The sequence below is a fragment of the Proteus terrae genome, assembly GCF_003144325.1.
GTDB classification, from domain to species: Bacteria; Pseudomonadota; Gammaproteobacteria; order Enterobacterales; family Enterobacteriaceae; genus Proteus; species Proteus terrae.
On the sequence record NZ_PENS01000001.1, the window covers coordinates 106990 to 120299 of the forward strand.

General features: G+C 32.7%; 11 protein-coding genes. 4 read left to right on the plus strand and 7 right to left on the minus strand.

Annotated elements, in window-relative coordinates; all coding sequences use genetic code 11:
* Positions 1 to 113 precede the first annotated feature (113 nt).
* The gene (cueO, locus tag DK857_RS00490) at positions 114 to 1694 is read right to left on the minus strand and encodes a multicopper oxidase CueO (RefSeq protein ID WP_109401283.1); all 1581 of its coding nucleotides are present in this window, start codon (positions 1692 to 1694) and stop codon (positions 114 to 116) included.
* A gap of 213 nt (positions 1695 to 1907) precedes the next feature.
* Between cueO and DK857_RS00495 the strand changes: the two genes are divergently transcribed.
* A complete protein-coding gene (locus DK857_RS00495) occupies positions 1908 to 2258 on the plus strand; it encodes a YacC family pilotin-like protein (protein ID WP_109393284.1) in 351 nt (116 codons plus the stop codon).
* A gap of 123 nt (positions 2259 to 2381) precedes the next feature.
* Here the strand turns inward: DK857_RS00495 and DK857_RS00500 are convergent, their stop codons facing one another.
* A complete protein-coding gene (locus DK857_RS00500) occupies positions 2382 to 3437 on the minus strand; it encodes an AbrB family transcriptional regulator (protein ID WP_109401284.1) in 1056 nt (351 codons plus the stop codon).
* A 112-nt stretch (positions 3438 to 3549) separates the two neighbouring features.
* On the opposite strand from DK857_RS00500, the gene DK857_RS00505 reads away from it, so the two are divergent.
* Positions 3550 to 3960, plus strand: a complete 411-nt coding sequence (locus DK857_RS00505; protein WP_109401285.1) for a GNAT family N-acetyltransferase — start codon at positions 3550 to 3552, stop codon at positions 3958 to 3960.
* 22 nt (positions 3961 to 3982) lie between these two features.
* Here DK857_RS00505 and DK857_RS19090 read toward each other — a convergent pair whose 3' ends face one another.
* The 4 genes from DK857_RS19090 to DK857_RS00525 all read right to left on the minus strand — a co-directional run bounded on the left by DK857_RS19090 (position 3983) and on the right by DK857_RS00525 (position 9982).
* Complete coding sequence (locus DK857_RS19090; RefSeq protein ID WP_157957582.1) at positions 3983 to 6823, minus strand: ring-infected erythrocyte surface antigen domain-containing protein; 2841 nt, start codon at positions 6821 to 6823, stop codon at positions 3983 to 3985.
* 51 nt (positions 6824 to 6874) lie between these two features.
* Positions 6875 to 8437 carry a hypothetical protein gene (locus tag DK857_RS00515; protein ID WP_109401287.1) on the minus strand — a complete coding sequence of 521 codons (1563 nt, stop codon included), beginning with the start codon at positions 8435 to 8437 and terminating at the stop codon, positions 6875 to 6877.
* Positions 8438 to 8652: 215 nt separating this feature from the next.
* Entirely contained in the window at positions 8653 to 9285 is a 633-nt protein-coding gene (locus DK857_RS00520) for a helix-turn-helix transcriptional regulator (protein WP_075674283.1), read from the minus strand.
* A 64-nt stretch (positions 9286 to 9349) separates the two neighbouring features.
* Positions 9350 to 9982, minus strand: a complete 633-nt coding sequence (locus DK857_RS00525; RefSeq protein WP_109393279.1) for a TetR/AcrR family transcriptional regulator — start codon at positions 9980 to 9982, stop codon at positions 9350 to 9352.
* Between the two features lie 231 nt (positions 9983 to 10213).
* Between DK857_RS00525 and DK857_RS00530 the strand changes: the two genes are divergently transcribed.
* Together DK857_RS00530 and DK857_RS00535 are read left to right on the plus strand one after the other, a co-directional pair.
* Positions 10214 to 11425: a Tm-1-like ATP-binding domain-containing protein gene (locus DK857_RS00530; RefSeq protein ID WP_109401288.1), complete on the plus strand. Its 1212-nt coding sequence runs from the start codon at positions 10214 to 10216 to the stop codon at positions 11423 to 11425.
* A gap of 16 nt (positions 11426 to 11441) precedes the next feature.
* Entirely contained in the window at positions 11442 to 12269 is an 828-nt protein-coding gene (locus DK857_RS00535; RefSeq protein WP_109401289.1) for a phosphoenolpyruvate hydrolase family protein, read from the plus strand.
* Between the two features lie 86 nt (positions 12270 to 12355).
* On the opposite strand, the gene DK857_RS00540 is transcribed toward DK857_RS00535, so the two are convergent.
* Complete coding sequence (locus DK857_RS00540) at positions 12356 to 13255, minus strand: diaminopimelate dehydrogenase (RefSeq protein ID WP_109393277.1); 900 nt, start codon at positions 13253 to 13255, stop codon at positions 12356 to 12358.
* Positions 13256 to 13310: the final 55 nt, after the last annotated feature.

Here is a 13310-nt window from a genome sequence, read left to right on the forward strand (position 1 = left end):
AACTTCCTTCATCATGCGATGATCTGATTTAATGAAAATAAAGGCACAAAATATCAATTTCATGCCCTTTATTAATTTATCTTACTGATATTGATGGTTTTTACAGTGATTGATTATTTACTAACAGTAAAACCCGCCATCATTCCGGTATCTTCATGTTCTAATAAATGACAGTGTGCCATAAATGGATGTGCTTTTGTGGCCAAATGGTCAAACTTCACTAAAATTTCGCTAAATTGCCCTTCAACTTTCACGATATCTTTCCAACCTTGGCGATGCTTCTCTGGTGCTCTACCATTTTCAGATAAAATACGAAATTGTGTACCATGAACATGGAATGGATGTAGCATCATGTCACCACGACCAGAAACAACCCAACGCTCATAAACGCCTTGTTTCACATCAAATGCAGGTTCAGTCATTGAGAATGGAATACCATTGATACTATTGGCATTATAGATATCTAAATCACCATTGCCATGACCACAATTCATTCCACCGCCCATCATGCCACTGCCGTTACCTTGACGCATATGACTCATTCCATGATGAATACCCGCTAGTGCTTTATCGCCGTAACGCTCTGTTAATAGCATCATACCTTGCATATCTAAACGCATATCCATACGTAAATGTAATGTGCGTGTTGAAAGATTGCTTAATGTTGGTAATGCAGGAATAAGCGCTAATTGCTCAGGTAAAAGACCTTGTCCTTTTTCTGCGGATGGTAGCAAGCGTAATACAGGCAATACATTATCAAATGGCGCTAAAACCATTCCCATTTGGCGTACAGGTAAAGTAACAATATCAAAATCACGACCATCAGAGGTATCGACTAAAACTTCAAAGCGCTCTCCCATTAAAATCGGTAATTCAGTCACTTTTACAGGCTCTGCGAGTAATCCACCATCACTTGCAATGACATACATTGGTCTGCCATCACTTGTCGCAAGATTTAAACTACGTGCATTACAGCCATTTAAGAAACGTAATCTAACCCAACCTTTTGGCACAATATGCTGTGGTTGAATAGCGCCATTGGTTAACATCATATCGCCAAACCAACCAATTGCAGCGCTCATTACGTCGAGTTGATAATCGATTTGTCCATCACTATCTAAACGCTTGTCTTGTAAAATAACGGGTAAATCATCAACCCCCCAACGATTAGGCAATTTACGGCTTGCGGTTTCATCATCTTCAATAATCACTAACCCACCTAATCCCATAGCAACCTGTTGTCCGGTAACACCATGAGTATGAGGATGGAACCAACACGTTGATTCAGCTTGATTTGGTGTAAAAGTGACAGTACGAGATTTTCCAGGTTCAATCATTGCTTGTGGGCCGCCATCTTCTTCACCGCTGATTTCAAGCCCATGCCAGTGAACCGTTGTTGTTTCTGGTAATTGGTTATTGATATTAATTGTAACGGGTTGACCACGTTTAAGTTTCAATGCTGGGCCTAATAAACTACCGTTATAGCCCCATGTAGTGGTATTCGCGGTAGGTATAAATTTAGAAATACCTTGTTGAATATTCAGAACAATCTTTTGTTGGGCATCGGGGGTAATTTGAGGTGGAATAGCCAATGAAGGCGTGTTACTTTGGGCAAACGCAAAGCGACTCCAACTTGGTAATAATGTTACAGCACTTAATGTGGCGCCTAATTTTAAAAATTCGCGACGTTGCATAATATATTCCTTTGAATAAAAACAAATTATTTTGTATTTATCGAAATAAAATGAATAAAGAAGTTTTGTAAACTATTACCAATGCTAAAGTTTCCCCTTACTGGAAGGTCAATTTAAAACCCAACAAAACAGCGGGTCTTTGCAAAACTTTTAACTACATTAAGCCAAATAACAAAACTTGCTAAATCATCACACAAAGGAACAGCACACCTAATGAAAAAAATGTTCGCCTTGTTCTGCACATTAACGCTCTCTTTTACTCTGGTTTTTTCTTCGAGTGCAAAAGCGTTAACTTATACACAAGCAGAAGACTTGGCAGATTTAACCGCCATCTACCTTTTTTTAAATAAAGATTGTGGTTATGAGCAAATATCAAAATCTAAAATTGAAAGAGCCTTAATGGTCTTTTCTCGCTCACAACAATGGGATGTGAGTAATTACTCAACGTTACCGATGAGCAAATTAAATGAAGATAGCTACAATGATCTAAAAGGTATTGAAGTATCACACAATAAAAAATGCCAATTGTTAGCTAATAAATCACTCAGTTTATTAAACTATTAATGCTACTATTAAGTCACAATTGTATTGATAGAATAAGATAACCTCTTGAAATAGCATGCTTGTTTTTCAACATAGTCAACTAAATAGAGGTTATCAAAAAAACAAAATTATCCCTTTTATATTTTATTCTTCTTTTTTGTTCTGATTATTTTTCTTCTGTTTATATTCATTCCAATACAAAGCCACTGATGGAATACTTTGAATAATCAACATCCTAAAAATATGATTCGACATAACAAAAGCCGCATCTACGTTCATCGTTATCGCAGCAAATGTCATAGCTTCCATACTTCCTGGCGCCCAAGCCAATACTAATGTAGCCCAAGGAACTCCCGTTAAATAAGCAGCACCATATGCGACAATCACTGTTAAAATCACATTAATAATAACTACTTGCACAGAAGAAAAAGCATTTTTAATTAATGATGAAAGAGGGAAAACAACAAAGTGAGCACCAATATTCATCCCAATTAAAACCATACTCAATTCATTAAGTAACATGGGAAAAGCAATGGATTCGCTAACAAATGATTGAACCAATATCGCACTACCTAATGAAGTCAACATAAAGGGTGCAGGGAATCGGATTTTCTGCAATAAAAGCCCTGAACCTAATCCTAAAGCAACAATCAATAATAACCACAATAATGAAATAATGGTCATTTCAGGTATAGCAAATTCTGGCATATTGGCTTTATCAGCACCAACGATAAAACCCGCCATAATAATCAAAACCATTAAACGAATAGTATGAGAAATAACAATTTTTTGAGGGGGCGTTTTTGTATGATCAGTTAATGCTAAAATAGCGGCCATAGCACCGGGCACTGCTCCTAACATTGACTCTTCTTTCGTCCAACCAATATGGCGGTGAAACCAAAAGTAGCTCACAAGAAATTGAATTGCTAAACAAATAACAAGAGTGAGCAATAGAATAATTAAATTATCAGCACTACCTAAATGAACTTGGTTAAACATTAAACCAACTGAAGTTCCTAACATCAGTTGAATAAAGGTTAACGTATGTTTAGGAACCGCAAGCTCCCATTTAAAACGATAAGCGATAATAACAACAAGAATTGGCCCAAACATCAGTGCCATGGGTAAACCTGAAAGAGTAAGAACACCACCTATTAATGCACAAAATAGAATACCGGGCAGAGTTTTTAAAAACGACATGTTGTGTTATCCAGTTTTTTTAATTATGGTTTTATCCTAGCATTTATATAAATATTTAATAAACAAATAGTGATAATGTAATTATTATTTTTCTTAATATTAAGAGCCGATTATGTCGTTAAAAATTACTACAAATCCAACACCGAATGAGATCAATGAAATTTATGAAGGGTTGTTAACTCACAATCTTCGTTATATTCAGATGGAACAATACTCACCACTGGCTGTTTTTAAAGAAGAGAATGGTAAAAAAATAGGCGGGATCACGGGGGATATTTTAGGAAATTGGCTACGTATTCGCTATTTGTGGGTAGATAAAGCCTATCGTGGACAAAACATAGGTACAGAATTACTGCAAACAATGGAAACTACAGCAAAAGAAAAAGGCGCCAAATATGCTGAGGTCGATACCTTTAGCTTTCAAGCCCTGCCTTTTTACCAAAAGCAGGGATTTGTAATATTTGGCACCCTAGAAAATTATCCAATAAGTGATAAGAAGTACTACTTGAGAAAAAAACTTTAACGCAAGTTTTATCCTTTAATACTTATTTTTTGTATACCTCATTTATTTTATTGATAATATTTATTATATCACCTTTAACTTTTTCCTTTATGATTCTCTCTTCTTCTTTTTTTCCTTTTTTTCCTTTTATTTCTTTCATTTTTTCTTTTATTGTTTCATCGCTAATAGTATATTCAAAACTCTTAGCCACTTTCTTATTATCATAATCCACTCTTAAATAGGTCACTCTATCTTCATTCACATTAAAGCTTACATTTTCAATATTTTTATTTTCATTTTTATAATCTTTAATCAAAATGATATTTTCATCTTTTATTTCAATATTATTAACCGTATTGATACTAATTGAATGCATTGTTCTTAATTCACCATGAAAATCATCATCATTTATATTTTTTTTATTATTTAAATCATATAGTTTTGGTGCTATTTTTTGTTTTGATTTTGGTTTTTGTTTTGATTTATCTAATATAATTTCCTCTTTAATAAAATTTACAACATTTTTACTACTACTACTACTACTACTACTACTACTACTACTACTACTACTACTACTACTACTACTACTGCTACTATCCTTTACTTTTTCTCTATATTCTTCAGCTTCTCTGGTTTTATTTAAATCATTCATATAATTTTTATTTTCTCTACTACGACGTTCTTTTGACTCTATCAATTTTCCTTTCAGTACACTTATTTCTTCCTGTAACGCTTTTGATTTTTTAGCACTTTCCTGATATTTATCATAAAGATCATCTTCATGCGGAACTTTAACATCATGACCAACAAACATTTGTTTTTTATTAGTATACTTATTTTTTAACTCTTGCACCTTATTTAAAGTAGAGTTCGTTATCATGTTATTTTCAGTATTACGTGATAAATTTTTAAACTTATCAATAACATCAGAAACACCAACTCCCATTTTATTTATACGACTATCTAAAGATGACAATAATTCATCAACATCTACCTCATCAGTATTATTTTGATATAACAATGATGTATTATCAACATCTATATCTTTAACCAATGGTGTGATTTCATTATTAACCGATAAAGGCTTAACTACAATATTATGTTCTCTTGTTTTTTGTTTAAAAATATCATTCAGCCTATTAATTTCATTATCTAAGTAATCATTTTTTGAATTTAATATTATTTTATCAAAGTCTTTAATCAAACCATTAAAGATAGTTTTCTTATCTTCAATATTAGAAACTTGTATATCACTCAAAATATCATTTAAACTACTTTTTAATTTTTCAAAATCATAATTTAAAGTATCTTTCATACTATTTGAGTCACTTTTATTTTTACTATCTAATATTTCATCGATTTCCTTAACAATTTGTTTTATTTCATTTTTGTATAAATCAATATCATAATAGAAATTACCACTTGATTTTATATCGTTTAAAATATCATCCTCTTCCAGAGATATTTTATTTAACTCTTCAGAAATACTACCAAGCTTATCTTTTATATTATTCATGTTATTTAAATAAGATTTAAATTTGGAATACAACTCATCATATATACTTTTAATTTCCTCTTTATTTAAATACTGATTAATTTCATGTAATTCATTTTTTAACAATAAGAGTATATTATCAAATTCATCAGTCACATTCTGAGATAACAAAAGTTTAATATCATCCATGATTTTTTTATATTCTGTATCATCAAAGTCAATATTAATATTTTCTTTTTCAATATTTTCTTCTGGAAATAACTCTTTTTCCCCAAGAATCTCTGTTAGCTCATCATCACAATAATTAAACCAATGATTTATATTAATTATCACATTACATTCATCAACCTCTGGATTTTCCTCTATATTAATGTCTGTGTTAGTGTCTATATCTTCCTTAACCTCTTTATTAATCTCTTCGCCAACTTCTTCGTTAACCTCTTCCTTAACCTCGTTAGTAATCTCTTCACCAACTTCTTCGTTAACCTCTCCTTTAACCTCTGCCAATTGATTTTCAATTACATCAATCTTCCCTTTATCTATCTCTATACATTCTCCTTGCTTATATCTATAAACATGCGTATTCATCCAAGCCATCGATAATTCTTCAAAAGTCATATATTCTTGATATTCACTTCCTAAGCATTCCTTCATTATTATTGATAAATCATTCTTTATTTTATCACGAATCTTTCTATCAAATTTACTTAATATATCTATTTCATTTACAGCAATAATCAGTAAATTAATAAAACTTATAAGCTCATCTCTTTTTTTAACACTTGAAAAATTACTTATAAAACTATTTTTTTTATTTAAATGTATTTTTTCATAGTTATATCTCTTAATAATAAGATTATAGATATTTTTAAAATCATCATCATATAACCTTTTAAGTCTAGTATGAATTATATCATTAAAGATAATACTTAGATCCTGATCATTAGGGTTGATACAATCATGATGATTAGATAATGAAAAATAATTTTTAGCCATCTTAACTTCTGTTAAATAATTGCAAAAACTATGAAAATCAAATTTAGAATTAACATTATTAATAAGTTGTTGTATCATACTTGATTTTTTTACATTATCATTATAATTCTTACTATTCTTATGATTTTCATAACTAACCTCTATATTTTCAAAGTATCCAAAAGAACCCAATCCTTTATTATTATTAATGCTTCTAATAAGAAAAATCATATTAATCTTATGAAAAATATAGGAAGTGGCATGAAGTATTTTCTTTAAAAATGAAGGTGATACTGGTGTGTTCTCTATTACTTTTATTTTTTTTGAAATAACATACTCTTCTTTTTTAGGGTATCGATGAGTAACTTTACAAAAAGAAAACTTAGGATTAATATTTATATTATTTTCACTCATAATAAATACCTAGTTAATATATTGAATAAACCATTAAAAATTATTACACCATCAAATTGGCTTAGAATAATTAGCGATAATTTTTCTAATAATCTCTTCTATTAATTCATCTAAATTATTAAAATTTAATCCTAGTCGATTAGAAATTTTTATTAGCTCATTTTCTATTTTTGTATTTTTTTCATAAGAAGAGCCTTCACCGCCTTCGATCGCCTTACCTCCACTAAAGTAATTAGAATATTCATAATTTTTATTTTCAAAATAACCATAAAAAGCCAATAAAGCAATAGAATCCCCCGCCAATTTGTAATTAATATTATTACTTGAATTTCTAAATAATCTAATAATTAAATTATCTCTATGATCATTTTGTTTTATATTTTCATAGAAACCTTTACAAAGTGAGTTTATTAATTCATCCGTTACCCCTCCCATTCTTTGATAAACATCTTTATTTACCATTCTTATTAAATTATCTATCTTAGAAATAGATGCTTTTTCACCAATAAATTCATCATCTTTTGATAAGCATTTAAATAATTCCTTTGTCAAATTTAAAGACAGCTCTTCTTTAGCCCCATTTAAATCATCCTTAAAATTTTCAACCATTACTAACTTGTTTTTCTCATCAAAAACATTATCAATAAAAGTTCCAATTTTTACATTCTTATCCTGATTATTTACTTTTTCTTTTATTAAATTTTTCAAATCATCTATTGTTTTAGAAGAAAATAGATCATCTATATTTAAATTAATATTAGTATTTAATTTATTTACTATCTCATCAGGTAAGTCAAAATAACCCTCTTGAAATTTATTTTTAGCTAAGTCAGCTTTTAATTCATCTTGTAGCTGTTTAATCTCATGAACAAACTTACATACTAGCATTCTTTCTAATGTATGATACTTGATCGCAATATCTATTTTTTTTCTGTTTTTTATTTTTTTAGATATTACCTCATTAATATTTTCAGTAAAGGTTTCATTTAGTTGATGTAATTTATTTGAAAATTTAATAAAAGCACCCTTATTACTTGATATATTATCAAATTTAAATGTATCCACACCTTTGTTTATATTTAAATTTTCATAATTTATTTTTATAGATAATAATGATCTGTTTATAAACTTAAATGGCGAAATTATGGGTTTTAATAGATTTTTAAAACTTCTTTTCTTTTCTGTTGAAAAATAAAGTTTTTGATTTGTATTTAACTCTTTTTTTCCTGAGCTAGTGATCCAGTCAGGAAGTTTTTCTATATTTTCTTTTTTTTCAAGACGTTGATTCTTTATAACTTTATTAGAATCTTCACTTGAAACAATAATATTGTTAGATATATCTTTCAGATTATCGATTAAGTTATTCAAATCATCAAGTTTCAAGTTTGAATTAAAGGGTTTGTTTGAAATTTCATTAACGGTTTCATTGAATACAGCCTTAACCTTTTCATCTGCACTCTGAACACTGTTATTACTCATTCTTTCTATATTAAATTTTGAATTTGTATTTACAGTAGATTTAATGCTTTCTGAAAAACCATATGTTTTATTGACTTTATCATTTATATTGCTGCTAAATTCATTAAATTTACTTAATATTTTAGTAATGCTCATTTTTTAACACCTTCTTTAAAAATAATAATAAATAGTCTATTCCTCTTATTTTTTAAAGTTTATAAAAATCACACAATAATAATCAATTAATCATTTTCAATAAAAATACGACATATTATAAAACTCAATAAATAGAAGTAAAAAAAAGATATCAACAAGTGATATCTTTTTTTAAGTTTATTTATTTTTTAGCAATAGCTAATAATGAAAAATTACTACTCTTTTAAATCGTTATACACAGTCGCTCTTGAAACACCAAGATATTGTGCGGTAATTTCCATTGCCTTACGCAATGAAAGATAACCTTCATCCTGCAGACACAATAGCAATTCACGTCGTTGATGGGGTTTTAATGCTCTTGGTGTTACTGAATAAGTCGCAGAAAATTCATCGATACGTTTTTTCAGCGAGTCTTCAGTCACTGAACTAAAGGTTTCAATAATGTCATTACCTTCTTCAAGGGTTGCAAATTGATTAAGTACCATTTGTAATCCTTTGATCATTGAAATATCAATATTTAAACATAACGCAGCAACGTAATTGCCTTGCTTATCCTTAATACCGATAGAGGTACTTTTTGCTGTCCTACCATCAGGGAACTGATTTGGGTAATTCGCCACTATTTGAGGGAAATTTGACGATTCAATACGCGCCATTCCCAACTCAGTTGCTCTATCCCCCACTTTTCTACCTGATAGGTTATTTTCAATGACCATAATGGTATTTTCACTATCGGTTAGATCATGAAGTACAACTTCACAAAAAGGCGATAATGTTTTACCAATGCCTTGTGCAATAAATTGTAGTTGTTCTACCAGCCACTCTTGGTCTTCTGTTTTGTGTGACATAACGATCCCTGCAATAGCTAAAACGTAAATGATTTATACAATTTTAACCGATTTATTCAAATAATTAATCGTTATCTGCGGGATAATCAGATTTTGCCTGATTTAGGATAGCTTTTGCCATCCATTGAGTCATATCAATGACCTGTTGATCATCCATTTTCCAGATATCTTTCATTACCAAAAAGACTTCTGACCCATAAATTAAAGAGAACGATTTAATCACCTTGTCCCACATTTCTTGAGGGTAGTGTGCTTTTAAAGGTTCAATAACTTTGAGTAAAATCTCCTTACGGTGACCACGAATAAATCGTTTTTCTGCATATTCTCTCGATTGTCTCTCTTTTGCCCATTGCTGTAATGAAATTTGCAAAGCACCACGCAGTGCGCCTTCATGTTTAAACATTTGTGGATAGGCAAGATTGAGCAACTCAGTAATGCGTTGTTGCGTATTATCTTCGGGAGTGGGTGTCCATGCAATGATCGGTGCTAAACTTGCATCAACCGTGGCACTAATTAAATCACTTTGTGTGGGAAAATAACGATATGCGGTTGCCCTCGAAACACCTGCATGTGCAGCTAATTCTGATACTGTCGGTAACATTCCTTGCTCAAAAAGCCCCAACGCAGTTGTTACCAATAATTGATAGGTTCTTTTTCGTGTACCGGACATGGCATCCGTTTCATCACTGTAACTCATAGAAAATCCTTCGTTATTCCTACACTTTTATATCTGGGCTTATCTTAAGCTAAATACTTACAACATTTAACGTTTACTTTAGGTGATTAATCGAACCTTATCGACCTTTAATGTACAAAAAATAAAAATAATGAGACAAGAGTCTCAAAACGATGCTATGATAAATGAAACTCGAGTCTCATTATGATTATAATCTATTCGTCGATAATCATAAAAGGTATGGGAAGGCTTATGAAACAGTATGCTGGTTCTATTTATATTGCCACAACGCTTGATACTAAAAGTGCTGAGATTTTTTATGTCAGTGATTTAATTAAAAAAGCAGGCCTCCCTGTTAAAACCGTTGACTTGACAACCAAACCCACGGCATTAGCTCGAGAAGCTGATGTCACCGCAACAGAAGTTGCACGCTTTCACCCAAATGGCGAAGAAGCTGTATTTTGTGGCGATAGAGGGAAAGCAATAGAAGCGATGTCTATCGCATTTGAACACTATTTAACTCACTGTGATGATGTCTTGGCCATTCTTGGACTAGGCGGATCAGGGGGAACGGCACTGATTACACCAGCAATGCAATCTCTGCCAATTGGTGTACCTAAATTGATGGTATCAACGATGGCGTCTGGTGATATTTCAGGCTATATCGGTGCAAGTGATATCTCAATGATGTACTCCGTCACAGATGTATCCGGCTTAAATCGTATCTCTCGCAAAGTATTAAGAAATGCGGCAAATCAAATAGCTGGCGCTGTTTATTTTTACCAAGAAGAGCATGTTGTTGATAAGCCCGCGGTAGCACTGACTATGTTTGGTGTCACCACACCTTGTGTACAACAACTCACACAAAAACTTGAAAATAATTATGACTGCCTTGTTTTTCATGCAACAGGAAGTGGCGGTAAAGCCATGGAAAAACTGGCAGACAGTCACTTACTTCATAGCGTGCTCGATCTAACAACAACAGAAGTGTGTGATTACTTGTTTGACGGTGTGCTTGCTTGTGATGAAGACCGTTTTGGCGCAATCGCCCGTACCCAAACTCCTTATATAGGTTCTTGTGGTGCATTAGATATGGTGAACTTCGGTCGCCCATCAAGTGTTCCTGAGAAATATAAAGGACGTCAATTTTATCATCACAATGCACAAGTCACCTTAATGCGTACAACACCAGAGGAAAACCGCCAATTAGGTGTCTGGATCGCTGAGAAACTCAATCAGTGTGAAGGTCTATTGCGGTTTGTATTACCACAGGGCGGTTTTTCAGCTCTGGATATTGAAGGAGCCCCTTTCTGGGATCCTCAAGCGAATCAAGCTTTTTTTGATGCATTTATAACAACATTTAAAGAGACAGAGACTCGTCAGTTAGTCATCAGTCCTTATCACATAAACTCCGCTGAGTTTACTCAGCAAATTTATGATTTACACCAGGAACTTATTTGTTAACCACGGAGAAAGAAGAATGACTCATTCACGTGAAACGTTACTAAAAAAATTCAATGAAATGATTGCACGCCATGAACCCATTATTGGAGGTGGCGCAGGTACAGGTCTTTCAGCTAAGTGTGAAGAAGCCGGTGGTATTGATCTTATTGTTATTTATAACTCTGGTCGTTATCGTATGGCTGGCCGTGGCTCTTTAGCGGGTTTATTAGCTTATGGTAACGCTAATGAAATCGTTATGGATATGGCAAAAGAAGTATTACCCGTTGTTAAACATACACCTGTGCTTGCTGGTGTTAACGGTACAGATCCTTTCTGCAACTTTGATAAATTCTTAGATGAAGTTAAAGCAACAGGGTTTGCTGGCGTACAAAATTTCCCAACAGTAGGTCTAATTGATGGTAATTTCCGCGCTAATTTAGAAGAAACAGGTATGGGTTATGGACTTGAAGTGGAGATGATCCGCAAAGCCCATGAGAAAGATTTATTAACCACACCTTATGTCTTTAGCCGTGAAGATGCGATTGCAATGACTGAGGCGGGCGCAGATATTATTGTGCCTCATATGGGATTAACAACTGGCGGTAATATTGGTGCTGAAACAGCATTAACATTAGCGGACTGTGTTCCTTTAATTAATGACTGGGCAAAAGCCGCTAAAGCTGTGCGTTCTGATGTCATTGTGCTTTGTCATGGTGGCCCAATTGCAACGCCAGAAGATGCCCAATATATCTTAGATAATTGCCCTGACTGCCATGGTTTCTATGGTGCAAGTTCAATGGAACGCTTACCAACAGAAGTGGCATTAACCGCAACAACTAAAGAATTTAAAAGTATTAAACGCTAATTCAAAATCATCAAGTTTGCCTAAGCGTTAATCCATATTGCCCACTTTATGTGGGCAATATTTTATGCAGAGAGTCTCAATTAAAATTAGACCAATTTTGCAATTAATGTATTTAAATCACCAGCTAAGAAATCAACGGGTGGAATTTCAATAACGGTATAAGCACCTGCACGTTGTTTCATACTGGCTCTTGCGGCAGATACCATAAATTGAGAGGTCAATGCAGGATTGTTAATACGCATTGAATATTCAAATAATTGATTATGAGTTTTACCTGATACCCCTTTATGGGTCATATGAACGCCATGCCCAACATCTTTTAAACTATCGACACAATCAACTTGCTTAATATGGGTTTCATCAGAAGAAAAATAGCTATCAGCTTTAATAGCTTGCTCTACTTGATTAAAATTCGCCCCTGCTTCCAATTCGACGTAAACCATACGACGATGAACCCCTGTACCTAATGGAATAGTCATTGAAAGCGCATCTTTTACACCCTCAATGGCCTTAGCCGCAACGCTGTGCCCCATACTCATTCCAGGCCCAAAGTTAGTATAAGTGATCCCTTTTGGCGCCATAGCTAACATTAAAGTACGAACTATAGAATCGGAGCCAGGATCCCATCCCGCAGAAATTACCGCTACACGGTCATGCTTTTTCGCAACTTCATCTAATTCTGTTTTTAATGACACAATTTCACTATGAACATCAAAACTATCTACAGTATTAATCCCTAAGCTTAAAATAGATTTTGCTAACTCTTTAATCGCGCGTGTCGGTGAACATAAGAGTGCAACATCAACATTACCTAATGTTTTGATATCGTTAGTCACGGTAATATTATGCAGTTCTTCTGGAATATTATTGATATCACGACGAACAACACCTATTAATTCAAAATCTTGAGCAGCTTGAACAGCCTCTAATGCAAATCGACCAATATTGCCATAACCTACAATGGCCACTTTTATTTTAGTATTCATTAATTCCCCTGACTTTAACGTTAATCATCTCTTAATGATAATAGTGATTAGTTAT